The organism is Caballeronia eucalypticola (genome assembly GCF_047608185.1).
Taxonomy (GTDB): Bacteria; Pseudomonadota; Gammaproteobacteria; order Burkholderiales; family Burkholderiaceae; genus Caballeronia.
In genome coordinates, this window is the sequence record NZ_JBLKRU010000011.1 from 92912 (window position 1) to 118184 (window position 25273).

30 protein-coding genes are annotated in these 25273 nt (G+C 59.4%); 21 read left to right on the plus strand and 9 right to left on the minus strand.

Features of this window, described 5'->3' with window-relative positions:
• Position 1 precedes the first annotated feature (1 nt).
• From ACMX25_RS15185 to ACMX25_RS15200, 4 genes are all read left to right on the plus strand, one after another.
• Complete coding sequence (locus tag ACMX25_RS15185; protein ID WP_414950786.1) at positions 2–730, plus strand: LrgB family protein; 729 nt, start codon at positions 2–4, stop codon at positions 728–730.
• A gap of 203 nt (positions 731–933) precedes the next feature.
• The gene (locus ACMX25_RS15190) at positions 934–1230 is read left to right on the plus strand and encodes a hypothetical protein (protein ID WP_414950787.1); all 297 of its coding nucleotides are present in this window, start codon (positions 934–936) and stop codon (positions 1228–1230) included.
• Positions 1231–1439: 209 nt separating this feature from the next.
• Complete coding sequence (locus tag ACMX25_RS15195) at positions 1440–2141, plus strand: DUF2968 domain-containing protein (RefSeq protein WP_414950788.1); 702 nt, start codon at positions 1440–1442, stop codon at positions 2139–2141.
• 402 nt (positions 2142–2543) lie between these two features.
• Complete coding sequence (locus tag ACMX25_RS15200) at positions 2544–3251, plus strand: OmpA family protein (RefSeq protein ID WP_414950790.1); 708 nt, start codon at positions 2544–2546, stop codon at positions 3249–3251.
• Positions 3252–3381: 130 nt separating this feature from the next.
• Here the strand turns inward: ACMX25_RS15200 and ACMX25_RS15205 are convergent, their stop codons facing one another.
• The 3 genes from ACMX25_RS15205 to ACMX25_RS15215 are packed head-to-tail and all read right to left on the minus strand — an operon-like array spanning position 3382 to position 4970.
• Positions 3382–3885, minus strand: a complete 504-nt coding sequence (locus ACMX25_RS15205; protein ID WP_414950791.1) for a methylated-DNA--[protein]-cysteine S-methyltransferase — start codon at positions 3883–3885, stop codon at positions 3382–3384.
• Between the two features lie 28 nt (positions 3886–3913).
• On the minus strand, positions 3914–4183 hold the full coding sequence (locus ACMX25_RS15210) for a hypothetical protein (RefSeq protein WP_414950792.1): 270 nt from the start codon (positions 4181–4183) through the stop codon (positions 3914–3916).
• The gene (locus ACMX25_RS15215) at positions 4176–4970 is read right to left on the minus strand and encodes a DNA/RNA non-specific endonuclease (RefSeq protein WP_414950793.1); all 795 of its coding nucleotides are present in this window, start codon (positions 4968–4970) and stop codon (positions 4176–4178) included. Before ACMX25_RS15215 ends, ACMX25_RS15210 begins: the two co-directional genes overlap by 8 nt.
• Before the next feature lie 214 nt (positions 4971–5184).
• Between ACMX25_RS15215 and ACMX25_RS15220 the strand changes: the two genes are divergently transcribed.
• Together ACMX25_RS15220 and ACMX25_RS15225 are read left to right on the plus strand one after the other, a co-directional pair.
• Complete coding sequence (locus ACMX25_RS15220; protein WP_414950795.1) at positions 5185–6303, plus strand: alpha/beta fold hydrolase; 1119 nt, start codon at positions 5185–5187, stop codon at positions 6301–6303.
• 42 nt (positions 6304–6345) lie between these two features.
• Positions 6346–6666, plus strand: a complete 321-nt coding sequence (locus ACMX25_RS15225; protein ID WP_414950796.1) for a YnfA family protein — start codon at positions 6346–6348, stop codon at positions 6664–6666.
• Between the two features lie 57 nt (positions 6667–6723).
• On the opposite strand, the gene ACMX25_RS15230 is transcribed toward ACMX25_RS15225, so the two are convergent.
• The gene (locus ACMX25_RS15230; protein WP_414950797.1) at positions 6724–7764 is read right to left on the minus strand and encodes a DUF2891 domain-containing protein; all 1041 of its coding nucleotides are present in this window, start codon (positions 7762–7764) and stop codon (positions 6724–6726) included.
• 461 nt (positions 7765–8225) lie between these two features.
• Between ACMX25_RS15230 and ACMX25_RS15235 the strand changes: the two genes are divergently transcribed.
• On the plus strand, positions 8226–9521 hold the full coding sequence (locus ACMX25_RS15235) for an MFS family transporter (RefSeq protein WP_414950798.1): 1296 nt from the start codon (positions 8226–8228) through the stop codon (positions 9519–9521).
• Between the two features lie 98 nt (positions 9522–9619).
• Here ACMX25_RS15235 and ACMX25_RS15240 read toward each other — a convergent pair whose 3' ends face one another.
• On the minus strand, positions 9620–10972 hold the full coding sequence (locus tag ACMX25_RS15240) for a type II toxin-antitoxin system HipA family toxin (RefSeq protein WP_414950799.1): 1353 nt from the start codon (positions 10970–10972) through the stop codon (positions 9620–9622).
• Positions 10972–11229, minus strand: a complete 258-nt coding sequence (locus ACMX25_RS15245) for a helix-turn-helix domain-containing protein (protein WP_414950800.1) — start codon at positions 11227–11229, stop codon at positions 10972–10974. Before ACMX25_RS15245 ends, ACMX25_RS15240 begins: the two co-directional genes overlap by 1 nt.
• Before the next feature lie 390 nt (positions 11230–11619).
• Between ACMX25_RS15245 and ACMX25_RS15250 the strand changes: the two genes are divergently transcribed.
• Positions 11620–12276 carry a hypothetical protein gene (locus tag ACMX25_RS15250; RefSeq protein ID WP_414950801.1) on the plus strand — a complete coding sequence of 219 codons (657 nt, stop codon included), beginning with the start codon at positions 11620–11622 and terminating at the stop codon, positions 12274–12276.
• Positions 12277–12286: 10 nt separating this feature from the next.
• On the opposite strand, the gene ACMX25_RS15255 is transcribed toward ACMX25_RS15250, so the two are convergent.
• Together ACMX25_RS15255 and ACMX25_RS15260 are read right to left on the minus strand one after the other, a co-directional pair.
• Positions 12287–12475, minus strand: coding sequence for a hypothetical protein (locus ACMX25_RS15255; protein WP_414950803.1), 189 nt, complete (start codon positions 12473–12475; stop codon positions 12287–12289).
• Positions 12476–12537: 62 nt separating this feature from the next.
• On the minus strand, positions 12538–13602 hold the full coding sequence (locus tag ACMX25_RS15260) for an AraC family transcriptional regulator (RefSeq protein ID WP_414950804.1): 1065 nt from the start codon (positions 13600–13602) through the stop codon (positions 12538–12540).
• Between the two features lie 225 nt (positions 13603–13827).
• On the opposite strand from ACMX25_RS15260, the gene ACMX25_RS15265 reads away from it, so the two are divergent.
• The 12 genes from ACMX25_RS15265 (at position 13828) to ACMX25_RS15320 (ending at position 24318) form a co-directional block, all read left to right on the plus strand.
• Positions 13828–14961: an acyl-CoA dehydrogenase family protein gene (locus tag ACMX25_RS15265; protein ID WP_414950931.1), complete on the plus strand. Its 1134-nt coding sequence runs from the start codon at positions 13828–13830 to the stop codon at positions 14959–14961.
• Between the two features lie 443 nt (positions 14962–15404).
• Positions 15405–16148 (plus strand): IclR family transcriptional regulator, encoded by a 744-nt coding sequence (locus tag ACMX25_RS15270; RefSeq protein ID WP_414950805.1) that lies wholly within the window; start codon positions 15405–15407, stop codon positions 16146–16148.
• Positions 16149–16205: 57 nt separating this feature from the next.
• Positions 16206–17273 (plus strand): cyclase family protein, encoded by a 1068-nt coding sequence (locus ACMX25_RS15275; protein WP_414950806.1) that lies wholly within the window; start codon positions 16206–16208, stop codon positions 17271–17273.
• Positions 17274–17291: 18 nt separating this feature from the next.
• Entirely contained in the window at positions 17292–17993 is a 702-nt protein-coding gene (locus ACMX25_RS15280; protein WP_414950807.1) for an SDR family oxidoreductase, read from the plus strand.
• Between the two features lies 1 nt (position 17994).
• Positions 17995–18954 (plus strand): 3-hydroxyacyl-CoA dehydrogenase, encoded by a 960-nt coding sequence (locus ACMX25_RS15285; RefSeq protein ID WP_414950808.1) that lies wholly within the window; start codon positions 17995–17997, stop codon positions 18952–18954.
• An 80-nt stretch (positions 18955–19034) separates the two neighbouring features.
• Positions 19035–20369: a short-chain fatty acid transporter gene (locus tag ACMX25_RS15290; RefSeq protein ID WP_414950809.1), complete on the plus strand. Its 1335-nt coding sequence runs from the start codon at positions 19035–19037 to the stop codon at positions 20367–20369.
• A gap of 30 nt (positions 20370–20399) precedes the next feature.
• Entirely contained in the window at positions 20400–20684 is a 285-nt protein-coding gene (gene catC, locus ACMX25_RS15295) for a muconolactone Delta-isomerase (RefSeq protein ID WP_414950810.1), read from the plus strand.
• 19 nt (positions 20685–20703) lie between these two features.
• Positions 20704–21000 carry a YciI family protein gene (locus tag ACMX25_RS15300; RefSeq protein WP_414950812.1) on the plus strand — a complete coding sequence of 99 codons (297 nt, stop codon included), beginning with the start codon at positions 20704–20706 and terminating at the stop codon, positions 20998–21000.
• A 232-nt stretch (positions 21001–21232) separates the two neighbouring features.
• Entirely contained in the window at positions 21233–21616 is a 384-nt protein-coding gene (locus tag ACMX25_RS15305) for a DUF427 domain-containing protein (protein ID WP_414950813.1), read from the plus strand.
• Between the two features lie 148 nt (positions 21617–21764).
• The gene (locus tag ACMX25_RS15310; RefSeq protein WP_414950814.1) at positions 21765–23093 is read left to right on the plus strand and encodes an LLM class flavin-dependent oxidoreductase; all 1329 of its coding nucleotides are present in this window, start codon (positions 21765–21767) and stop codon (positions 23091–23093) included.
• A gap of 242 nt (positions 23094–23335) precedes the next feature.
• Entirely contained in the window at positions 23336–23905 is a 570-nt protein-coding gene (locus ACMX25_RS15315; protein WP_414950815.1) for a TetR/AcrR family transcriptional regulator, read from the plus strand.
• Positions 23906–24090: 185 nt separating this feature from the next.
• Positions 24091–24318 (plus strand): hypothetical protein, encoded by a 228-nt coding sequence (locus ACMX25_RS15320; protein ID WP_414950817.1) that lies wholly within the window; start codon positions 24091–24093, stop codon positions 24316–24318.
• A gap of 31 nt (positions 24319–24349) precedes the next feature.
• On the opposite strand, the gene ACMX25_RS15325 is transcribed toward ACMX25_RS15320, so the two are convergent.
• A complete protein-coding gene (locus ACMX25_RS15325; RefSeq protein WP_414950818.1) occupies positions 24350–24523 on the minus strand; it encodes a hypothetical protein in 174 nt (57 codons plus the stop codon).
• Positions 24524–24930: 407 nt separating this feature from the next.
• On the opposite strand from ACMX25_RS15325, the gene hfq reads away from it, so the two are divergent.
• Positions 24931–25260: an RNA chaperone Hfq gene (hfq, locus tag ACMX25_RS15330; RefSeq protein WP_414950819.1), complete on the plus strand. Its 330-nt coding sequence runs from the start codon at positions 24931–24933 to the stop codon at positions 25258–25260.
• The last annotated feature ends 13 nt before the right edge of the window (positions 25261–25273 follow it).

Below are 25273 nucleotides of genomic sequence, written 5' to 3' on the forward strand. Positions count from 1 at the left end.
GATGACACAACTCGGCGCCCTCTGGGTCTACCTCGCCGCCTCACCGCTGCTCGGCCTGACGATGACCCTGTTCGCCTACCTGATCGCGCAAGGCATCTACGCCCGCGCCAGGTTCAACCCGCTGGCGAACCCCGTGTTGATGGCGGTGGCGCTGGTCGTCGCCGTGCTGAGCGTGACGCGTACGCCGTATCAAACCTATTTTCAGGGCGCGCAGTTCGTCCATTTCCTGCTCGGCCCGGCGACCGTCGCGCTCGCGCTGCCGCTCTACCGGCAATTGCCGAAGCTGCGTCGCGCCGCTGTGCCGTTGGCCGGCGGCTTGATCGCCGGTTCGCTGACCGCGATTATCTCGGCGACCATCGTTGCCATCTTGTTCGGCGTGCCGCGTGTGACGGTGATATCGCTCGCGCCCAAGTCCGCGACCACGCCGATCGCCATGGCGATTGCCGAGCGGCTGGGCGGACTGCCGTCACTGACCGCCGTACTTGTCATTTGCACCGGCGTGTTCGGCGCGGTATCGGCACGGACGATTCTCAATGTTTTACGCATTGAAGAGCCAGAGGTCCGAGGCTTCGCGCTTGGCGTGGCATCGCATGGCATTGGGACGGCACGCGCGTTTCAGGTCAGCGATGAAATGGGCGCATTCGCCGGTCTCGGCATGGGCCTGAACGGATTGTTCACGGCGTTCGTGGTGCCGGTCTTGTTGCCGATGATCTTGCGCTGGGTCAACTGACCCGCGGAGAATTGAAAGGATCAGCGCGCCATGGGAGAAATTCAGAACTTGCTCATGGTTCGGGCGGCATGGAGATGGTCTCATCTTGGCTGGTCGTGCGTTGTCTTCGGGCGCATGTGAGTTCCTCCTCTGTCTGACGCCTGTCACGAGTACGCGGTTAAGCGATTGTTCGCGCGCAGGCATTTTTTGCGCGAGTCCTTATCATGTCCTTGCATGTCTTTTCGTTTCGTTCATCTCATTCATTCCGTTCGGTTTTCACGGCCGTCAGCCTGATCACGCTCGGTGTGCTTTTCCACGTCTCGCCGGGCATGGCGGCAACGTCCATCGATCCGCGCGTCTACTCGAGCGCACCGTTCGCTTTCAAAGCAGATCGTGGAATCTTTGCTGGCGTGCCGACGCATCAAATCGATGCACGTATCTTCTCGCCCGTCACCTCAACCGGCGATATAACCAATCCAACGGTCGTTCAGGAGCACGTGCGCCTGCGCCACGATTTATAAAACACGGCAGAGATCCTGCAATGAAGCGGGCAATGCTTATGCAGCGAGTCCTTACATGAATCGCTGCATAAATCGTTTCAAACCGTTGAGTGTTTTCAGGCAATGGCAATACCGTAAAAAGCCTCTTCATGGATTTTCCGCTTTGGCTTTTCTATCTGCCATAATTCCGGTGCTTTCGCATTCTTAATTGCGTTCAACCCGGAAATTCCATGAACTCCAACAATACAACGAGAGGCGGGGCACTGGTCTTGGCATGGTTCGTCCTGTGCGGCGCAGCGTGTGCCGCCGGGCCCGTAGCGCCCAAGCCAGGCAGTGCCCCGACAGCCGATGCACTCGGCGATTCAAGCGCGCGCCGCAGTCTTCTGACCAACGGCGCGGCCGACGAACCGCAGTCAACAGTGAATGGCAACGTCGCGGAACTGCAGCAAATGATTCGCGACGGCAGGGTAAAGGAATTGCGCACCACGTATAACGGCAGCTATGGCGCGAGCTTGCTGTTTTATCCCGATGAAATGACGTTTTATATTGCATTGTTTCAGCAAAAGAAATTCTGGCGCGTGGTCAAGACTCAAGTGGATTCCCGTGCGGAAACCATTTACGCGGACTTTGCCAAGAATAGTGCGGCACTCGCCGATACCGAGATTCGCCGGACCAAGCTCGAAGCCGAGAAAAGCTTTGCGGACCGGCTGATCGCGGTCCAGCAAGGGCGTGCCAATCGTCTGCAAGCCGACCTCGATGTCGCGCGCGCGCAGCAAAGCCAGGTCGCCGACAGGCAGGCTGAGCAACAGGAAGCAATCCGTTCACTGCGTGCGGAGCAGGACGCAGCGCAAGCGCAATTGCGTGCATTGCAAACAAAGGTTCAAGATCTCCAGCGCCAGTCGGATGTTGACCTGATGCCATTGCCAAAGTGAAGGGCGCCTGAGCGCGTCAAACTTCCTGATGTTGGTTTGGCTGCCCGCGTTCCGATCGCTCGCAATGCATTTCAAATTGAGAAAAAGCGGCCGCATTCGCGGCCGCTTTTCATTTCCGGCGCAGTAATGAAGCGTCAAAAGTTTTCCGATTGTTCACGTTTATAGGTTATTTCCTAAATCGCTCGAACGTGTTTCATTTATTAGGAATTATCCAGTTAGGAATGCTAGTTTTCACGTGCTAACATGCCGCGCGATTTCGGATTCCAGATCATTTTCAAGATCCGGATCGAAGGCTTGAGGCGAATAGGTGGCTGTGAAAATCGGGTAACTGTCTGATGACCCATCCAGTACGCATTTGTCTCGATATCTCAGTCACACGTCAATTTAAGAATGGTAAACAAGATGTCCAATAAACTAATCGCTGCAGGTCTGTTGTCGATCGGCGCGCTCGCCGGCTGCTCTACGGCTTCGGGTCCGACTTTCAACGCCAACCAGATCCAGACGGCCAACGGCGCGCAGGTTTATCGCGTGGAATGTCATGGCTTGTTCGAAGGCGTGGCGGCATGCGTGAAGCAGGCCCAGAAAATTTGCGGCGACAAGCCCGCATACAAGCTCGAAACCATGGAACGCCTGCGCGCGCCGTCGGAAGATGCGGCTGACCCGCGTGTCTTGACGTTCCAGTGCGGCGCGCCTGCTCAGGCTGAAGCTGCACCGGCGCCGATGCCGGCTCCGGTCCCGCAGGCCGCTCCGGAAATGCCCCGCCAGATCGATTTGAGCGGTGACGCTAACTTCGCTACCGACAGCGCTTCGCTGACGCCGAAGGCAACCGACACGCTCGACGAGTTCGTGTCTGCTGCCCAGGGCGTGACGTTGCGTCAGGTCGCGGCGGCGGGCTACACCGATTCAACAGGTTCGGCGTCGCATAACCGCCAGTTGTCGCAACGCCGTGCGGAATCGGTGATGCAGTACCTGAAGAGCCATGGCCTGCGTTCGCAAAGCTACACGGCGCAAGGTTTTGGCGCGTCGAATCCGGTTGCATTGAACTCGACCGTTGCCGGCCGCGCAAAGAATCGCCGCGTCGAAATTCGCGTCAGCACGCAGCAGCAGTAATCCGTGTCGTGAGTCTTGATGCGCTGGACGTTGTTTCCCGGCGTCCAGAAGCGTAAAACCCCCGCGAGCGCTTAGCGCTTGCGGGGGTTTTTTATGTTCTGCCCGATCTATCGGCTACTTTTCAGAACGTTCAGAACAACGTGAGTTGCGCGCGTCCTGGGCCACCTTCAAGCGTCAGCAGATGTTGCTTACGCTCTACGCCGCCCGCATAGCCGGTCAGCTCGCCATCGGCGCCTATCACGCGATGACACGGCACGATGATCCCCACGGGATTGCGCCCATTCGCTCCGCCCACGGCTCGTGATGCCCCGGCGGCGACACCCATCCGGCGCGCAAGATCGCCGTAGGTCGAGGATGTGCCGAACGGGATCTCTTGCAACGCCGCCCACACACGTTGCTGGAACTCGGTGCCGTTGAGTCGCAACGGGACGGAAAACACGGTGCGCTCACCGGCGAAGTACTCGGCGATCTGTTCCATCGCCACGATGATTGCACGTGACTTCGGCGCTCCTGTATCGATAAGGCCGGCGGGAAAATGCTTCTGGCCGACGAAGAACAATCCCGTCAGGTAATCGTCCTCCGCGCGATACGCGAGATGGCCCAGTGGGCTCGGTGCAATGTGGCATTCGATCAAGATACGTCTCCGGCCAGTTTTTTAACGCTCAGATGAACGGATTATCCGTCTTGCCCGCTGGCTTCGGCGTTTCATCGGCGAGTTTAGCGGGTAGGTTTGCGTCATTCTGCAGGGCATCGACGATAGCGTTGACCGCCTTTTGCAGCGCGAGCGCCGTGGTCAAGCCAGTCTTGTCGCGGGCGATTTCCAGGTCGCCGGAAATGGACAGCCGGGCGGTGTCGTTGGCGATCACGAGCGCGTCGCCGTTGATGTTGAGCGTATCGGAATCGTTGGCAAACGGCTGAAACGGCTTAGACACCTTTTAGTCCTCCAATGCGTTGGTCTTTCAGCGTTTCCGGAATGCCGGGAAATTGCAGACCACTCATGTTTTCCAGTTCGCGCACCGTCTTGACGGTGTATTCGTTTGTCGGCGTGTTCTCGACCACCACTGCGAACGCCAGGTCGCGTCCGGGTAAATACACTACCTTATACAACTGCGTGGGCACGAGCACACGCGACTCACCAATGGTTTGCAACTGCCGACCCGAAAACAGCGGGCCGGTGACCACGTAGGCATCGCCGGATTGCTCCACCAGCCGTCGCACGGACTGTTCTATGCGCGACCAGATGCGCCGGTTGTTCGACGGATTTTGCGGCACGACGTTCGCTAGAGAGAACGATTCTGCCATGCCTTTTTTGTCCCAGCGATCGCCGGCCGGACTCATATGGCCGCGATCGTAGCCGCTCTTCTTGTAGTCCGAGAGCGTGGCGCTATCGCCGGGCGGCAATTTTTTATCGACGAAAAAACGATTGGTGCGGGTGTTGTCGCGGGCATCGTCGATGTGCTCGGCCGTCAGGTGCTCCGCCGACCACAACGGCCCGTGTGTCACGCCGGAGTGGAGGACCGCGAAGTCGGAATAACAAAGTTGCTGCGTCGAGGCGCGCATCTTGGTATTGACGACAATGGGCGCCCGGCCACCGGGACTGAACTGGGAACAGTCGCTGGCAGCGAAAACATTGAGGGATACGGTAGCGCCAAGCGCAGCCAGCAAGGAGGCAAGGAACGTCAAGCGGATTTTCATGCGGCGTGCGAGGTCGGGGTTCATCCAGGTGAGTCGAGGCGGGAGTATAAGGCGCTGGGGGCTATCGCGTGGTGGTGAGATCGATGCTTGTCGAAGCTATCCACACTGCCGGCGGCCAAAACGCACACGCGATAAAATTCCCCGGCCGTCACAAGGTGCCTGTTTGCATCGTGGGGCCACGACCTTGCTGGGATTGTTCTAGCTTCTCCCTTGTTTCCATTTGCGAGCTTCCGCGCCCATGACTTCGATTAGCCGCGTGCTTTGCGCAGTGTTAGCTTTAGCTGTATCGATTGCATCGGCATCACCCGCCTTCGCCGATTCGGCCGCGTCCAGCGCTTCCAGCGTTTCCGCCACTTCGAGCGATCAACCCGCGGCCGCTTCCTCTCCGCCATCAGCCGACAACGACGGTCCCGCGTACGGTCCCGAACTCCAGGGCTTCGACTATCCGTATCCGGTGGGCCGGTTCGCGATTTCATCGCAGCGGCAAATCGTGCGCATGGCGTATATGGATGTTGCGTCCAAGCGTCCGAACGGACGGACCGTCGTGCTCCTGCACGGCAAGAACTTTTGCGCAGCGACGTGGAAGGAAAGCATCGACGTGTTGACCGATGCAGAGTATCGCGTGATCGCGCCGGACCAGATCGGCTTTTGCAAATCGACCAAACCGGTGCGGTATCAGTACACGTTCCAGCAACTGGCGCGCAACACGCACGCGTTGCTCGCGGCGCTGGGCGTGAAGAAAGCGACGCTCGTCGCGCATTCCACGGGCGGCATGATCGCGGTGCGATACGCGCTGATGTATCCGCAAGAGACCGAGCAGCTCGTGCTGGTGAATCCGATCGGTCTGGAGGACTGGAAGGCAAAGGGTGTGCCGTCCATTTCGATCGATGACTGGTACGCGCGCGAGTTGAAAACCAGCGCCGACGGCATTCGCAAATACGAGCAAGCCACGTATTACGCGGGTCATTGGGACGCGCGTTACGAGCCGTGGGTGCAGATGCTGGCGGGGATGTATCGCGGGGCGGGCAAGGATGTTGTAGCGTGGAATTCAGCCTTGCTCTACGACATGATTTATACGCAGCCGGTTGTCTATGAGTTTGGGCAGATCAGGACGCCGACGTTATTGCTGATCGGCGATAAGGACACCACCGCGATTGGCAAGGATCTCGCGCCGCCGGAAATCCGGCCGACGCTCGGGCGTTATCCGGAGCTGGCAAAACATGCGGTGGAGACGATCCCCGGTGCGAAGCTGGTCGAGTTTGCGGAGCTGGGGCATGCGCCGCAGATGCAGGACCCGAAGGCGTTTCATCAGGCATTGCTCGCAGGACTGGCAGCGCTTGGTGAGAATGGCAAGTGAGAGGGCGCTGATAAAAACCACCATGAAACCCTGGCCACCGATATGAAGACGTTCCTGCTGTACGTTGTCACCGCTGTCGCCGAGATAATGGGCTGCTATCTTCCCTATCGATGGCTGAAGGAGGGCGGGTCCCCGTGGCTTCTCGTCCCGGGTGCTGTGGCGCTCGCACTTTTCGCCTGGTTGCTCACGCTGCATGCCAGCGCCGCCGGTCGAGTATATGCCGCGTACGGCGGCGTTTATATCGCCGTGGCGATCATGTGGCTATGGATCGTCGAACGGATTCGCCCCACGACCTGGGATCTCGCCGGCGTCGCAATCGCGCTGGCCGGCATGAGCGTGATCGCGTTTCAGCCGCGCGGCTGAGATCGGGCTGACAGGTGCGATCACATACTCGATCACAAACGCGCGGCGTCGAACCAGTCAGGTCGCAAGCGCCAGCAACGCAAACGTCGCGAGCCAGTGTTCGCCCATGTAGTCCCCCGCCACATGCGCCAGTCCCGCTGAAAGATGAGCGTTCGCCGTGGCATTGAGCAAGCCGATACGCACATCGCCCGCGGGCAGTGCACGCGCGAGCGAACGCTGGCACCACGCGCGACTCAGGTTCAGGCCATCGAGGTGAGCAAGCTTGCCGTCGCTGCGGTCTGACACGGTCGCCGGCACGAACAACGTGGCGGGTTCGCTCACGTTCAGCCGTGGCAGGAAGCGGTCAAACCAGCCGGCGAATTCGGCCGGGGGTAACACCCGCCGCATCAACTCGGCTTCCATGAGCGACGACGATAAAAATTCATCGCCGCCCGGTTCCCACGCCTGACAATCCGCATCGTTCAGATACCAGCGGCGCGCGGTGTCGGCGATCAGCGTTTCTAGCGCCGTGTCACCCACTTGCCGTGCATAACCGATAGCCAGCGTCAGCGCGAACGCCGTATTGAAATGCGTGCCCACCCGCAGCGGATACGTCAATTTCGGCAGGTACTCCGTGAAACGCTCGACAAACGCGTGCGCAAGCGGCGCCAGGGTCGCGGACCAGCGCTGGCCTTCAACTGATTGCATCGAATGAAGCTGGCCGGCAAGCGCAAGCAACCATGCCCAGCCGTACGGACGCTCGAAACCGCGTGCCTCCGGACGCTGCAAGTACGCGACTTCGGCGGCGACATTGGTATCGGTGAAATGCGAGTCGATGAGCGCACGAATGTCAGCCGCTTCCGGCAACGCGGGGAAACGGTCGACAAGCCGCGCGATCAACCAGTATCCGTGAACGCACGAGTGCCAGTCGAAGCTGCCATAGAAGATTGGATGGAGCGCGCGCGGGCCTTGTGCATCGGCGACGCTGCCCATTACGTGATCGAGCTTGTTCGGGTATTCGCGGGTCAGGTGGCCAAGTGCGAGCCGGGCGAATTTCGATGCCAGGGCGGCGTCGAGCGTGTGATGCGTTTGATGCGTTTGGTCGGACTGCGGGTTCATGCGGTTCTCCAGAAAAACCAGGCGTCCGCAATTATGGCAAGACTTCGGCTCAGGGATCGCTTGAATAGAGAACGGCAGTGCGCGGGCGGAAGCCCGGTTGCTCGTCACTTAGTTTGGTGACTTAGGGTAATTACTAAATTCTTTCAATACGGGTAATCGTAAGGTTTAACTATGGGCGCTTCAGGCTTACATCAGGTTCGCTGCAAGTCGTTGATCTAGCGGGGGTTCGAAGCGCAAAAAGGCTTTTCGGCGTTTTTATCGAGTTCGTATTTTGACAAAAAACTTTCCGATTAACTTAGGTTGTAAGCTGAATTGTGGTTGACCGTCATCTTGCATCAACCCGCTTCTCGTCGTATAAACTGGCGCGCCAACGCCCCTCAGGGCGGACCATTCCCCATCAGTCCGGCGCAAGAGCGGACACAAGCCGCCGTTTTCAACACGCGACAGGAGTTTCAACCAGCATGGCCGACACCACCCTCTCAACTTCAGCCGATACCCGCCGCCGCGTTCTCGCGATCGTCGGCGCTTCATCGGGAAATCTCGTCGAGTGGTTCGACTTTTATATCTACTCGTTCCTCGCGCTGTACTTCGCGCCGGCGTTCTTTCCAAGTGGGAACCCGACTACGCAGTTGCTCAACACGGCGGGCGTGTTTGCAGCGGGTTTCCTGATGCGGCCGATTGGCGGCTGGATGTTCGGCCGTATTGCCGACAAACACGGCCGCCGTACCTCGATGATGATTTCCGTGCTCATGATGTGCGCCGGCTCGCTCGTGATCTGCTTCTTGCCGACCTACGCGAGCATTGGCGCATGGGCGCCGTTCTTCCTGCTGATCGCCCGGCTGTTCCAGGGCTTGTCGGTGGGCGGCGAATACGGCACGAGCGCGACCTATATGAGTGAAGTGGCGCTGCAGGGGCGGCGCGGTTTCTTCGCATCGTTTCAGTATGTGACGCTGATCGGCGGACAGCTTGCCGCGTTGCTCGTGCTGGTTGTTTTGCAGCAGTTATTGACCACGGAAGAATTGAGAGCGTGGGGCTGGCGTATCCCGTTCGGGATCGGCGCGCTCGCGGCGGTCGTGTCGCTGTATCTGCGGAAATCGCTCGATGAAACCACCACGGCTGAAACCCGCAAGCTGAAGGAGGCCGGCACGCTTCGCGGTCTCATGCAGCATAAAGGCGCATTCCTCACTGTGATTGGTTTCACGGCGGGCGGATCGCTGATCTTCTATACGTTCACCACGTACATGCAGAAATATCTGGTGAACACCGCCGGCATGCATGCCAAGACGGCCAGCAACGTGATGACCGGGGCGTTGTTCATCTACATGATCATGCAGCCCGCATTCGGCGCGTTGTCGGACCGGATCGGCCGGCGCAAGTCGATGCTCTGGTTCGGCGGCCTCGCCACTTTCTGCACTGTTCCGCTCCTGTCCGCGTTGAAGGACGTCACGAACCCGGTCCTGGCGTTTGTGCTGGTGGTGGTCGCGCTGGCTATCGTGAGCCTCTACACGTCGATCAGCGGGCTGATCAAGGCCGAAATGTTCCCGGCGGAAGTACGCGCTCTGGGTGTGGGTTTGTCGTATGCGGTCGCGAACGCGGTGTTCGGCGGCTCGGCGGAATACGTGGCGTTGTTCCTGAAATCGATCGGTAGCGAGTCGACCTTCTACTGGTACGTGACGGCACTGTGCGCGATTTCCTGGATCGTCTCGTTGCGGATGCGCGATTCGTCGAAGGAAGGGTATTTGCGCGACGTGCCTTGATGAATTGATTCATGTGATTGATGCGACTGATCCGATGCAAACCCGGCGTGAGCCGGGTTTTGCGCGAGATCGAGCACGTCAATCGCTCAGGTCGTCTATCAGGCAGCTAACCTGGCGGGCATCGCATCGAGTTCGGCTACGGTCCTGCGCAGTCCCTCGAAGATACGGTCCGCGACTCTCGCCGGAAAATCCTCCGGCAATTCAGCTGACACACGTTCGATGACACCGGGCGTTTGTGCAATCAGCCGCTGGATGATCGGCTCCGCATCCTGTCCATATGAGCATCGCGGCGCCATTGCGTTGAAGTGGCGGCGCTGGATATCGCGGAAAGCGTAGTGACGGTTCTTGCCCGACACGGCCATGGCGAGCTTTGCCTTGAACCACGACCACTGGCTTGCTCCCTTCCCCTCGACCGGCCAGATCGACATGACGTCATAAAGCGGCGTCAGCCGATACTGTCCTCCCGCCAGCAACCGGATGCTGAAGTTCTTCGCGTGCCCATCCGGAGCCGCCAGCAGCCAGAAGAGTATCTGCGTGGTCAGCAGCGTTTCGATGTCTTCCTTGGCCGTCTCGGACTGCTGAAGCACTTGCGCCAGATCGATCACCCCCGGGCCGCCTTCGTTCTCGTATTTCTTGTAAGAGGGGAGCCCCATCACCTGGCAAAAGTCCTCTTGCGGCAGCCTCAGGATCCACTTGCCGCTCGAGTGCATCTGGCGGTCAAATCGTTTGACGCTCAGCGCGCGTTGCCGGCCAAAGGTCTTGATCTCCGTTTCAGCGACCGGCAAGCCGTAAGCCTGCAGGAGATGCATGCACAACCATTCGTTTTCAACCGACTTGGTGAGATCCGCGCGCCGATTCCCCACCAGGCCAAGCGGGAGCTTCAGGATATGCGTGGTCGGCGTAGCGCCGTAGGGCTTCATCCACTGACCCTCGTGCCAGAGGAGCGCTGTCTTTTCCTGCGCACCGGCGAGAGAAATCCGGAAGTCGTCATCGTCGTTCTGGGGGCCAAACGTGCCGCTGCCGGCAGTCTGGTTCAGGAGTGTCTCGATTTCTGAGTCACTGAGCGGAGTACCATCGATCCGTTCGACGCCAGTGGGCTCCTCGTCTACGCCCAGTAGCTGGACCGCGCCGACGCAGTCCCGGCCAATGGCCTGCAAGAGATCGAACGCATCCAGGGTGTCGGTGCGAAATCGCTGGCCGATGCGCTTTCGAATGGCTTCGCTGTCAGGCAGCAGGTTGTCGAAGTAGTTGAGTACCCGATCGCCTTTGAGCGGGGCGTTATCGAGCGGAATTGGCAGCGACAACGAGAGAGGCCGGCTCAGCTCGGAGGCAGTCCACTCGGCGTCGTAGGCGAATTCCATTGGGCCGCGCGTTGGAATGTGCCAGATACCCATTCGTACGCCGTTGACCCATACCGATAGCGCTCGGGAATGTGGCTTGCGTCCAGCCATTACCACTCCAGCGCTGACGGGTGGGAAGCGGGGACGGACGAACCCTTGTCCAATACCTGGAGTTGCAGTTCGTATGCGCCAAGTAGGGTCAGCAACTGATCGAGCGTTAGCGCGCCGGAATTAGCCTCCAGCGTTGATACGCGACTTTGGCTGACACCGAGTCTGGAGGCCGCTTCGGCCTGGGTGAGGCCCGCGCGCCGACGGCCGGCCGCGAGAATTTGGCCCATTTGGTAAGGCGTTGCGATGGTCTGCTGCATGATAATTATCTCTCACACGAATAAATGCACTTTATTCTTCTGGCAGATATTTGTCAATTATGCGTGTGGCGGATATTCGGAAATTATCTGTCACACGCATAATTGCCGTTTATTCGCGTGACAGATATTCTGGAATAAGACATGGCGGCACTTCGCGTGGTTGCCCTTAAACCACGCGCTTGCTGTTGATTCTGCGGGTTTTTACCGCGTGCAAGACAAAACGCGCATTATTGAGATACCGGTAAGATTGCGGTCAGATGCCCACTTAGGCGACGCCCCCGATACGATCCGGCTCGTCGCCGTGATGACGGGCTCGCCAGGACCTAAGCGTCAAGCGCAGGTGAAACAGCCGCGCGGCGTTTGCGAGTCCGTCTGCTTGGAGACTAGCCCATGGAAGATTTCGATGAAACGCTGTACCTCGTGTGGCGAGCCAACTTGAATGTGCTCGCTGGATCGCCGGCTGGCGGCGCGAGGATTGCCCGCATGATGAGTTTTTCCCCGTCGTACATGAAACTGATCCTGGCCGGAAGGCGTGATTTCAGTGAGGAATTCGTACGGGGCGTGGAAACCGTCACTGGTTTGCCGCCGCGCTGGCTGGACGAGCGCCGCGACCGGCGCGACATCCCGCCCGAAACCCAGCGCGCGATGGACGAGGAAACGCCCGCTGCCGTGTTCCGCGGCAATGCGCACCCGGCGCCCAAGCGGCCCGTGCTGCGAGGGCCGGAACCGCTGCTCTCACAGACCGAGGCGACCCGGCGCATCGCCGATCAGGCGCTCCAGCAAGTGGAGACGCATCGGCGTGACCAGATGTTCCGGCGCAACCGCGACCTGTTGTTGACTGACCTGCGCCGCGTGGAGCGGCAGCTTTCGATGGTCCAGCTCGATGGCATCAACGCGAAGGCGGAGGATTTGCGCGCGTCGGGCAAACTGGACGACCCGGTGAAAGCCGATCTTGCCGGACGGATCGAGCAGATCGACAAACACCGCGCAATGCTCATGCAGCATGTGGACAAGCTCGCGACGTTGCTGGCCGGTCTCGACGATTAGCGCGAGCCGACTATCGCGTCCGTTTGTTCTGGCTGTCGTGACGCTTCGGTTCTGGGGCAGCTTGATGATCGACCGAGATCGCGACCGGGTCGCTTGCGGGAAAACTCTCGTCCAGCGCTTCGTCCAGGGCGTCCTCGCGATGATTTGCGTCTGCCTTCGCTTTCGGCTTGCTGCGCGGCGGTGTTTTCGGTTGCGGCATGACAACGCTCCTTTAGTGGACCAGCATATTTTCACTATAGCAGCGCGATGGCGCGCGTGCTGTCATGCACCGGCGTTGCCATTGGTGTCAGCCCGCAAGCCGCGATACGCCGTCGGCCGAACCCCCGTCCACTTCCTGAACGCGCGATGAAATGCGCTAGGTTCCGCGAACCCGAGCGCATGCGCAATCTCCGCGATGGTCTGCGTCGTATCGGCAAGCCGCGCGATGGCGAGATCTCGCCGCAGCGCATCGCGGATCGACTGATAGGTTGCGCCCTCTTGTTTCAGGCGGCGTCTGAGCGTGGCTTCTGCCATGTTCAGCGCCGCCGCCATGCGTTCGCTATCCGGCCAGTCGATGGGCGGCAGCTGCCGCAATTTGCGTCGAATCCGTGCGGCGAGCGAATCGGGATTGCGATATTTAACGATGAAATTAGCCGGCGCCTCGCGCAGGAAAACCTTCAGCGTGGCAGCCGTCTGAACGACCGGCAACGTGGCGCAGTCCGGCGCGAGATCGACATACGACGCAGGTTGGTCGAAGAACATTGCATCGCAGAACATTAGCCGATATTCGTCGCTTGCTGCCGGTTCCGGGCAGCGCAGATGCGCCGTCAGCACCGGGATGCGACGCCCGACCAGCCAGCACAACAAACCATAGATCATGATGAACGCGGTCGCGTAAGCGAACATCGGGCGAGCTTTATTAGAGGTATTGGTATCGACAAGGCGAATTCTCACGCGGGCTTCGTTGGTACCGATTTCGCATCGCAGGTCGTCCAGCACGAGTCGCAGGAAACTCGCGATGCGGGTCAGTGCCTGGCTTGCGTCGCGCGACCCCAACGCCGCATGACAAAGCAACGTGAAGCTGCCGCGACGCATCGGATGACTGTCCTGGCCGAAGAATTCATCGTCGAGCGCATCGGCAATGGCGCTCCACAAGCGGCCATATTGCGCCGCCGACACGCGGGCAAGCGGCGCTTCGAGCGTGGCGGGATGGATGCCCGCTTGCTCCAGTAACGCGACCCGTGCCACGCCGCGACGCTCGGCGCACCGCAGTGCTTCTTCGACGAAATCCGCCGCTATGGTCCCGCGTTCGTTGCCTTGGCGGCGTGATGTTTTGAGAGTGGGCACTGCAGCGTTGGGTCGCCGATCATGCGGGCTTTTCGGTGTTGGGGTAGTCACTAGGTGGCGCATTCGCTCGGGAAGCTTGATCGTTTCAGGCATCGGCAGACGGATGTATCACGCCTAGAATCAGGCGTGAGGCTTTTTGCCATCCACCTGACTGTTTCATCGCTTAAGCGCAGCAGTGTAAGCCCACAGCGTTCTTCTGTATTCCACACGAGCCCGACCAACATGATCGACAGTTTCCTGACCGATGACCAACGCATGATCCGCGATGCCGCGCGCGATTTCGCCACCGAAGTACTGGCGCCGCACGCGGGCCAATGGGACCGCGACGCCGCCTTGCCGGATGAAGTCGTGAAGCAACTCGGCGAGCTCGGCTTGCTTGGCATGATCGTACCCGCCGAGTGGGGCGGCACGTTCAGCGACTACGTGGCGTATGCGTTGGCTATCGAAGAAATCGCAGCGGGTTGCGCGTCCTGCTCCACGCTGATGGCCGTGCACAATTCCGTTGGCTGCGGACCGATTCTCGCATTCGGCACTGAAGCGCAAAAGGCCGAATATCTGCCGAAACTGGCAACGGGCGAGATGATCGGCGCGTTCGCGCTGACGGAGCCGCAAGCCGGATCGGAGGCGAACAACCTGAAGACACGCGCGATTGAACGCGACGGCCAGTGGGTGCTTTCCGGCGCGAAGCAGTTCACGACGAATGGCGTGCGCGCCGGCATGGCGATCGTGTTCGCCGTGACCGATCCGGAGCTTGGGAAGAAGGGCTTGTCGGCGTTCATCGTACCGACGAATACGCCTGGTTTTAATGTGGGGCGGCCCGAGCACAAGATGGGCATCCGCGCCTCCGATACCTGCCCGATTTCCCTCGAGGATTGCGCGATTCCTGCGGCCAACTTGTTGGGCGCGCGCGGCGAAGGATTGAAGATCGCGCTGGCTAACCTGGAGGGCGGGCGCATTGGTATCGCGGCGCAGGCGGTGGGCATTGCACGCGCGGCATTCGACGCGGCCCGTGCTTATTCCCACGAACGCGTGCAGTTCGGCAAGCCGATCAAGGAGCATCAGTCGGTAGCCAACCTTCTCGCCGATATGCAGACCAGCCTGAACGCCGCGCGACTGCTCGTGTTGCACGCGGCGCGCATGCGCACTGAAGGCTTGCCGTGCCTGAGTGAAGCGTCGCAGGCGAAGCTGTTTGCATCGGAGATGGCGGAGCGGGTTTGCTCGCAGGCCATCCAGATTCATGGCGGTTATGGGTATCTGGAAGACTATCCGGTCGAGCGCCATTATCGCGATGCCCGCATCACGCAGATCTACGAAGGCACGAGCGAAGTACAGCGCATGGTGATCGCGCGGCAGCTTTAAGGCGCATGAAGGTCGCCCGCGATGTCATGCGGAGACACCGCTAGCGGTTTGGACAGTTCGACAAGCGGCGAAGCCCTGCACGAAGGCTTCGCCACTTTTTTATGGCTCCCGCATACACTCACTTTTAGCTCCCGCGAAAGCTCACCTTGATCGCAGCTCACTCTCCCGAATAAACTCACCGTTTGCATCCTGCAGGTTCTCACCGGTGTTTTAGTTTCGATCTCGCGACGAAGCAGCAAGCATGGTGGGAATTTATAAGGATAGCTATCTATTTTAAAAATCGGCCTCGCAAGCAAGCCGGCGATTCGGCCTGCGGCATTCGGCGGACGATTTCTTCATATGGTCTAAGCCGGGATGATTCCGACCTAAAGCGGTGAGGGATTTCTAGGTGTATACCCCTGACCCTATTGCGTTGAAGTTATCGATATACCGATAATATTGTCATGGATGTGAAAACTGCAGTGCGCGTCTTTGACGTTATCAACCTGTTTGCCGAAGTCCGGCAACCGATGATCTACAGCGAGATTGCGCGTCGAACCGAAATCCCTTTGTCGAGTTGTCATGCGCTTTTGCAGACGATGGTGGCAAAGGGTTATCTCTATGCGCCGGGCGTAAAAGCGGGTTATTACCCGACGCAGCGCTTGTTGCATGTCGCTCGCGACATTTGCAGCGAGGATCCGCTCACGCTGCTGTTCCAGCCGTTGCTCACGGCGTTGCGCGATGCGACCGGAGAAACGGCCGGGCTCGCGACGCTCGCAGGCAATCGAGTCGTTTATCTCGACGTCATGGAATCGCGTCAGAAAATTCGATACAGCGACGAACCCGGCGGTTTCATGTTTGTCCATGCCAGCGCGGCAGGCAAGGCGCTGCTCGGCGCATTGCCGGCGGATGCGCGCCGGCGCCTCCTCGACAGTTGCGAGCCGCTGAGCGCATCGACTGATGGTTCAGTGATTGATCGCGCGGCGCTGGAGGTGGAAGTGGAACAGGGCGTGACGCTTGGCTGGCATCGTTCGACCGGAGAGAACGTTGAGGACGTGGCGGGCCTCGCGAAGGGATTCTCGATTCACGGCGAGGCGTTCGCGCTCGTTATTGGCGGCCCGAAGGCACGCTTGCTGAAGAACCAGGCGCACGCGGTCGCGGCGCTCCTCGATATTTTCGACCGGATACCGCAGACGCTGATTGGCTAGCGGCAGCAGTGATCCTGGTCGCGCCGACTGCTCTGGACGTCGTGCAAGGAGAAGAACATGCAGGATCAGAGGCGCTGGAAAAATAGGCCTGACGGGTCGAACTGGGGCGATTTCGGCCCCGACGATCAACTTGGACGACCGAACCTGATCACATCGGAAAAAGTGTTGAAAGGTGCGCGCGAGATTCGCGCGGGTCTGAGTTTTTGCCTGTCCCTGCCGCTGGATTATCCAGGTGATAGCAAGCTTAACGCGCGTCGTCATCCGCCGGTTTTACGGCCCACGACAAAGGACGGTTTGCCTTACGTGAACTTTCCGTTCGCGCGCATGGAGGAGCAGGCGACCGATGTCGTCAGCGACGATCAAGTGCTCATGAGTTTGCAATATTCCACCCAATGGGATTCGCTCGCGCATGTGGGCGCGCTCTTTGATGCCGATGGCGACGGCGTGGCGGAAAGCGTCTACTACAACGGTTACAAGGCGAACACCGACGTAGTCGGACCCATGGAATACCGTCGCGAGGACGCGTTCGCGCCGCACGAATGCGGGAGCGAACATAGCCACGCGGAAGCGCTCGGTATCGAAAATCTGGCGGTAAAAGGCATGCAGGGACGCGGCGTGCTTGTCGATCTCGTGGCGCATTACGGGCGCGAGCATCGCACCGTGGGTTACGACGACCTGATGTTCGCGATTGACGCAGACAAGGTACAGGTCGAACGCGGTGACATGCTGCTGCTGCGTACCGGGTTCGCTGAACTCGTGCTGGAGATGAATCGTCATCCCGACGAAGCCGTGCTCAACAGTCAATGCTGTGCACTCGACGGCCGCGACGAGCGGCTCTTGCAGTGGCTGGCCGACTCGGGCATCGCTGCGCTGGTGGCGGACAATTATGCAGTCGAGCGTTATCCCGCACGTCCGGCGCAAGGTCAAGAAGGTCACTATCCGCTGATGCCGCTGCATCATCATTGTTTGTTCAAGCTGGGTTTGCCGCTTGGCGAGCTCTGGTATCTGCACGATCTGGCGGTCTGGCTGCGCGCCAACGGGCGCTCGCGCTTCATGCTCACGGCGCCCCCGCTGCGTTTGCCGGGCGCGATGGGTTCGCCCGTGACGCCGATCGCAACCGTCTGATTTTTTAAAGTACACGACATGACACGAGAACGAGTTTTGATTACCGGCGGCGCGGCCGGGATTGGTGCGGCCTGTGCCGAGCGCTGTGAAGCGGATGGCTTCGAAGCGGTTGTGATCGATCGCGTAGGCAAGGGTTTGATCGCTGATCTTTCGGATACCGAAGCAACAAGGAAAGCGCTTGACCAGGCGCTCGCGGGAGGCCCGATCACTCGGTTAATCAACAACGTCGGCGTGGTGGTCCCGGCCGGCGCAGGCGAACAAAGTATCGAAGAACTCGAACTCGCGTGGTCCCTGAATGTGCGTTGCGCGATGCAGTGCATGCAGGCGCTGCTGCCTGGCATGCAGGCCGCGGGTTTCGGCCGTATCGTGAATATGTCTTCGCGCGCAGCGCTAGGCAAGGAACTACGTACTGCGTACTCGGCGACCAAGGCCGCGTTGATCGGCATGACGCGCGTATGGGCGCTTGAACTCGGCCGTCATGGCATCACGTCGAACGCAATTGGCCCTGGCCCCATTCGCACTGAACTCTTCGATCGCGCGAACCCGCCGGACAGTCCGCGTACGCGCGCGATTGTCGAGAGCGTGCCGGTGAAACGCGTGGGCACGCCGGAAGATATCGCGCACGCCGCGTCCTATCTCCTCGATGCCCGCAGCGGTTTTGTCACCGGTCAGGTGCTCTATGTGTGCGGCGGAATGACGGTCGGCGTAGCGGGAGTTTGAGATGAGCACGGCAGATATCCGGCGTGTGGCGATCGTGGGGGCGGGGAGTATCGGCGTTGCATTCGCTGTGGTGTTTGCGCGCGCGGGATGGCCCGTGCACCTGTTCGATCCCGATGCGTCCCGTCGCGACGCAGCCCCTGGAGAGATCACGCAGCGCCTGAACGAACTGGCGCGCTTTGGCTTGCTCGACGAAGCCGCTGACGTGGTGGCGGCGCGGGTCCAGTTGGCAACGTCCGTAGAAGCGGCCGTCGCCGACGCGGATCTCGTGCAGGAATGCGCACCCGAGCGAGTGGATATCAAGCGTGCGTTATTTGCGCAATTCGATGCCGCCGCGCCCGCTACGGCGATCTTCGCCAGCGCTTCATCGGCTTTGACGGCATCAAGCTTCGTCAATGACCTGCCCGGAAAGCATCGTTGCCTGATCGCGCATCCCGGCAATCCGCCGTACCTCATTCCCGTGATCGAGATTGTGCCCGCGCCTTTTACCGCGCATGACGTCACGCAACGCACGTTGCAACTTTTCCGCGATGTCGGCTTGCAACCCGTGCTGGTATCGAAGGAAATGGAGGGTTTCGTTTTCAACCGGTTGCAGGGCGCCGTGCTGCGCGAAGCATATTGCCTCGTGCGCGACGGCGTTGCGACCGTCGAGGACATAGATACAGTGATGCGCGATGGCCTCGGCTTGCGATGGTCCGTGATCGGACCATTCGAAACGGTGGATCTCAATACGCGCGGCGGCATCAGCTCGCATGCGCAGAAGATGGGCCCTGCATACGAACGCATGGGCGCGGAGCGCGGTCAGCACGATCCGTGGACACCGGAGCTTGTCGAGAAAGTAGCCGCGGCAAGGCGCGCAGCGGTGCCGCTTGAACAATGGGAAGAACGCGTGGCATGGCGCGACCGGTCATTGATGGCGCTGACCCGCTACCGGCGCTTAATGAGTTCAGAAAAAGAATCCTGAGAGCCGAACGAGCCGCTGGCGCCACTGGCCATTATTGGCAAAAATTTCGCTCAACTAAATAATACTTCAGAGACATTGCAATGCAGAAAATAACGGGATTTTTCACCGAACTGATGCGCAAGTATTTGCCCGATCCGTTTGTATTCGCGATCGGGCTAACCATTCTCACCATGATCCTTGCCGTATTGGTGCAGGGCCAGGGCATCGTGGCGCTGACAACGAGCTGGGGCAAGGGCTTCTGGACGCTGCTCGCATTCACCACGCAAATGGCCGTGATTCTCGCGATGGGTTACGTGCTCGCGACCGCGCCGCTGACCGAGCGATTCCTCGATCGAATCGTCATGCGAGTGCACGATCCGCGCATGGCGATCATTGTTGCAACGCTGGTAGGCGGTATCGGCAGTTATCTCAACTGGGGCTTCGGGCTGGTGATCGGCGGCATTGTCGCGCGCAAGCTGGCGCTGAGTGTGAAGGGCGTTCACTACCCGTTGATCATTGCGTCGGCGTATAGCGGTTTCACGCTTTACGGCCTTGGTTTGTCGGCAAGCATTCCTGTGCTTATCTCAACCAAGGGCCACCCGATGGAAGCGCAGATGGGCGTCATTCCGCTCTCGGAAACCATCTTTTCGCCGACCATGCTTGTTACCAGCCTCGTCGTGCTGATCACGCTGCCCTTGCTTAACGCGTGGCTGCATCCGAAGCCGGGCCAGCCGGTGACCGAGATCGACCGTACGCTCGAGGAGCGTACGCGCGCGGCTCAAGCGGCTATTCCCGCTGACGCCGGCGACGAAAACACATTTGCCAGCCGCCTGAATAACAGCCGGTTGCTGAGCGGCTTGATTGGATTGATCGGCGTGGTCTACGTGGTGCTGTATTTCCACGGCGGCGGCACGATGGATTTGAACCTGATCAACTTCATCATCCTGTTCCTCGGCATCATCTTGCTGGGCACGCCGATCCGTTATGTCGAAAAACTCAACGAAGGCATTCGTACGATCAGCGGCATCATCCTGCAATATCCGTTTTACGCGGGCATCATGGCAATCATGGCGTCGTCGGGACTGGTCAATACGTTTTCCGAGTTCTTCGTCAAGATCGCGACGCCGCATACGTTGCCGTTCTGGGGCCTCATCAGTTCGTTCTTCATTAATTTCTTCGCGCCTTCGGGCGGCGGTCACTGGGTTATCCAGGGGCCGTTCATGATCGAAGCGGCGAAGGCAATTGGCGCATCGGTGGGGCATACGGCCACTGCGGTCATGCTCGGCAATGCCTGGAACGACCTGATCCAGCCATTCTGGATCTTGCCTGCGCTCGCGTTGTCGAAGCTCAAGCTGAAGGACATCATGGGCTATACCGTCATCATGATGTTCTGGATCGGTATTGTTTATACCGTCGCGGTTCTTGCATGGGGCTAAGCGGTTCAATCATCTTGCGGAGGCTCGATCATGTTGTTCCTGGTTCATATGGTGGTACAGATTCCTCTCGACGCCGACACTGAGCTCATCAGTAGCCTGAAGGCCGACGAGAAAGCGTTCTCGCAAAAACTGCAGCAAGAGGGGAAGTGGCGTCACTTGTGGCGCGTAGCGGGGCAGTACGCGAACTACAGCGTCCTCGACGTCGAGTCCAACGACGAACTGCATACCTTGCTCAGCTCGCTGCCGCTCTTTCCTTACATGGCGATCCAGGTCACGCCGCTTGCTCAGCATCCTTCGGCTATCGCGCAAAACTGAGTTCGTAAAGGGAAGCGTCATGCCGTTCATTATCGAAACGTGGGACAAGCCAGGTCACGCTCCACTGCGGATCAAGGAGCGCGACGTGCATCTGGCATATCTCGAAGCAAACAAGGCATTGTTGCTTGCTTGCGGCGCGAAACTGCAGGACGACGGCAGTAACGCAGGCGGTGGCATATACGTGGTCGACCTCGACACGCGCGAAGACGCAGAGCGATTTATCGCGAAGGACCCGTTCGCGCTTGCCGGTTTATTCGAGCGAGTGACAATTACACGCTGGCGCAAGGCATATGTGGACGGCAAGGGTTATTTATAGGCCGTGTTGCGCGGCGCTCGGCCAGGCAGCGCAATTCTTTCAATATCATTTCTTCGCGCATATGCGCTGCTTGTTTCCCGCTCATGTCCGATTCGCCAAACCGTAATGCCGGCGCGCCAGGACGGGGGCGCGCGGCAGAAAAATGCACTTTCCGATACCCTGCTGTATTCGTAGGTAACAACTATCTCACTATGCTGAGTCCGTTCACCCTTGCTTCAAGGAGCACGAAGACATGCAGACCAAAACAGTCAAGATTCCCGGACCCGATCACCCCATCACGATCGAGCCCAACCCGGCGCGCATCACTATTTCCATAGGCGGCAGGGTGATTGCAGACACGCGCGAGGCACTGACATTGCGCGAGGCATCGTACCCGGGGGTTCAGTATATTCCGCGCAAGGACGTCGATATGTCGTTGTTGCAGCGCACGGATCACTCGACCTATTGCCCGTACAAAGGGGATTGCTCGTACTACAGCATTCCGCTGGGCGGCGAGCGTTCGGTGAACGCGGTATGGACCTATGAAGACACCTATCCGGCGGTCGCCGAGATCAAGGGTCACCTGGCTTTCTATACGGATCGCGTAGACAAGTTCGACGTGCAGCCGGCGGGCTGACGCGTTCAAAGACGAACGACCGACCCATCCGCTCATGCGCTGATAGCCGTTTGTGCACGCTTTCTTCATTCGACGTATTTTATCGATGACGCCGCGCACGGTTTGCCTTGCCGTCGAGGCAATCTTATCAACGCTTGAACGGAATCCAATGACTACGCAACGTCGTTTGCGGCTCGGCGCTTTCATGCGTCCGACCACCATCCATACCGGAGCTTGGCGTTACCCCGGTGCATTCCCGGACGCCAACTTTAATTTCGCGCATCTCAAGCGTTTCGCGCAAACACTCGAGCGCGGCCGTTTCGACGCCTTCTTCATGGCAGACCATCTCGCCGTGCTCAACATGTCCGCCCGGGCGTTGAGGCGAAGTCACACAGCCACGTCCTTCGAGCCGCTGACGTTGTTGTCGGCGCTTGCGGCGGTGACCGAGCGCATCGGCCTGATCGCGACGGCGTCCACTACGTTCGACGAGCCTTATCACGTCGCGCGCCGTTTCGCTTCGCTCGACCACCTGAGCGGCGGCCGCGCCGGCTGGAACCTGGTCACCACCGCCAACCCGGATGCAGCGCTCAACTTCGGTCTGGAAGAGCATGTGGAGCACGGCGAGCGATATCGGCGGGGCCGGGAGTTCTTCGATGTCGTGACCGGCCTCTGGGATAGCTGGGCTGACGACGCCTTCATTCGCGACGTTGAAAGCGGCACGTTCTTCGACCCCGACAAGATGCATGTGCTGAACCACAAGGGCGAGCACCTCTCGGTGCGCGGGCCGCTCAACATTGCGCGACCCGTGCAGGGCTGGCCGGTCATCGTGCAGGCGGGGTCATCGGAAGCGGGCCGGCAGATCGCCGCCGAAACGGCGGAAGCCGTGTTTACCGCGCAACCCACGCTGGCGGCCGGTCAGCGGTTTTACGCGGATATCAAAGGACGCATGGCGAAACTCGGGCGCAATCCCGAGCATCTCAAGATCTTGCCGGCGGCGTTCGTCGTGATCGGTGATTCGCTGGACGAGGCACTGGAAAAGCGGGCGCGCCTCGATAGCATGGTTCATTACGACAGCGGCATTGCCTCTCTCTCGATCATGCTTGGTCACGACGTTTCAGGTTTTGACCCCGACGGACCGTTACCCGAGATTCCTGAAACCAACGCAAGCAAAAGCAGCCGCGAACGCGTGATCGAATGGGCGAGCCGGGACAATCTCACGATCCGCCAATTGGCGCAGCGGGTCGGCGGTTATTCAGGGCTTGAAATGATCGGCACGCCCACGATGATTGCCGACCAGATGGAGCAATGGCTCGTGGAGGAGGGCTCCGATGGCTTCAACGTGATGTTCCCCTATCTGCCGGGCGGACTCGATGATTTCGTCGACAAGGTCGTGCCTGAACTTCAGGCGAGAAACATCTTTCGACGTGAATACGAAGGTGCGACCTTGCGAGAGAATCTTGGATTACCGAGGCCCGAGAACCGCTTTTTCAAGGCCTGAAACAGGGATGACGCTGTCTGGCCAACAGCGTCATCTGGAAGCATAAGTGCCGTTTCATTAATTACTTCGTATGCCTGATTAACGTCCAATTGTATTGCAAAAAATGACACGAACATGCAAGCGTCGACCAATGCTGCGTCGAGCCAGCCGCACCTGTGCCATTTCAGTTCTGCATTAAGATTGATGTCTCGGGGGTGCCTATGGCTACCGCGTAGTCACCCCATCACAGGACAAACGAACTCATGGGACATTCACAGGCAGAGAAGGCGGCAACACATCAGCGGATCGTCGATGTGGCGGCACGACGCTTTCGAGAACTTGGGCTGGACGGTATTGGAGTCGCCGACGTCATGAAGGAAGCCGGCATGACCGTCGGCGGCTTCTACAAGCATTTTGAATCGCGCGACGAACTCGTGACCGAGGCGCTCGAGGTTGCATTCAAGAGTCTCGATATATGGGAAGCACGTGCAGAAAATCTCGCGCAGGCGGTGCGCGACTACCTGAGCGAGGCGCATCGGGACGCCCCTGGTCAAGGGTGTGCGCTGGGCGCGTTGCTGGGTGATGTCGGACGCGGTAACGACGCCACGCGCGATGTATACACGGAGCGGGTCAAGCACAATCTCGCGTTCTCCGAGGGGTTGCTCGATATCCCGGACCCCGCTGAGCGCCGAGCCCGCGCCATACTGCAACTGAGCGCCTGTCTCGGGGCGATCGGCTTGGCGAGAGCAGTCTCGGACCCGGTTTTGTCGAAGGAGATCCTGGATGGCGTCGCCCGGCAATTGGCGCCCTTGTTGCCGGGGCCGCCGGATTGAGAACATGTAGCGGCACGAGCAGTGCTACAGCGGATGTGCATCGCATTAACGGAAACAATTATTGAGGCGATGCGTGCAATACATTACATTCGTCCCGTTGTCTGCGAGTCGGTCATCAGGTTTCAGTCTGACGGCCGGCAATTAAATGCTAAATCGTGCTCTATGCGTGTCCTTGGAGTTTGACCATGAAAGTACTTCACCTGATTTGCGTATCTGCAATCCTCCTTGGCGCGTCCGGCATAGCCGCGGCCCAAGGGAACGGCAATGGTGGTTCGGGCGGCGGCAACGCGCACGGTGCCGCGACAGCCGGTCCGACGACGGGCGGCGACAATAGCTCCACCCCGGGAAGTTCGAGGGGCAAGCCGCACCTCTTCAAGCATAAGCAGAAGAAGCCGGCAACCCCCGCTCAATAAGTCTGAGCGTTAATCTCCAGACGCCACCGCGTTAGCCGGTGGCGAATACAAGAGGCTGTTGCGATTCGGGAAACCGGGCGTGACGGCCTTTTTTGACCTTTTCGCGGTTTGAATGATCGACGCCTGAGATCGCTGCGGGCTCGGTGGAGCACGGCGTTCCGAACTTTTCAGCAATCGCTGGAAAGTTCGGAACGCCGTTTTCCATCACATTGCGTGGAACCAGTTGGCGGCAGTTTGTCCGGTTTGACCGTGTTCGACTTCAACCTTCGCGCCCACGCGATATTCCAGCGGGTTAGTATCAGGGAAACGAACGTAAGCAGTTTTGCCGGGCTTGAGAATATTCTGAACTGATTTCTCGTGCGAAGTTTGAACTCCCGGGAGCGGCATTGCTCGAATGGGGGCAAACGATGCGCGGCGCCGCCATCTGGCATCATGGCGTTATCGAGCGGCAGGAAGGCGTAGCATTCGGTCAGCGCAAGTCGTTTTTCCTGGACTCAGAATAGTGAATCCGGCGCCTCGCACTATCGAAATGTCGAATCGTGTACCGCGCATCAAGATTCCGGTGGATGTCTGCCGGAACAGTCCGAAATACTAACGTCAGGTCGAATGAGAATGGCTACAGAACCCCAGCAACAAAGTCAGAGCGACGTGCTTAACGCCGCTCGCAAAGAGCGTAAGCGTGTCGCAATTTTCCTCGTGAACGGGGTACGGCTGGTTGGTCACATCGAATCGTTCGACCAGTATCTGGTCATGCTGAGTTCCGCCGCCGGCATCCAGGCGGTCTACAAGCACTCGATTTCGACCATCCAGGAAGACACGGGCAAAGCATTCACCGCCGGGGCTCCGCGCACCGTCGCGGGCGCATCGCGGGACGGAGACTCAAAGCGTCCCGTCGCTATTTCCCATAAACGGCGCCTGCCGATGAATACGGGTGGCGAATGAAGTGCTTGGTTCA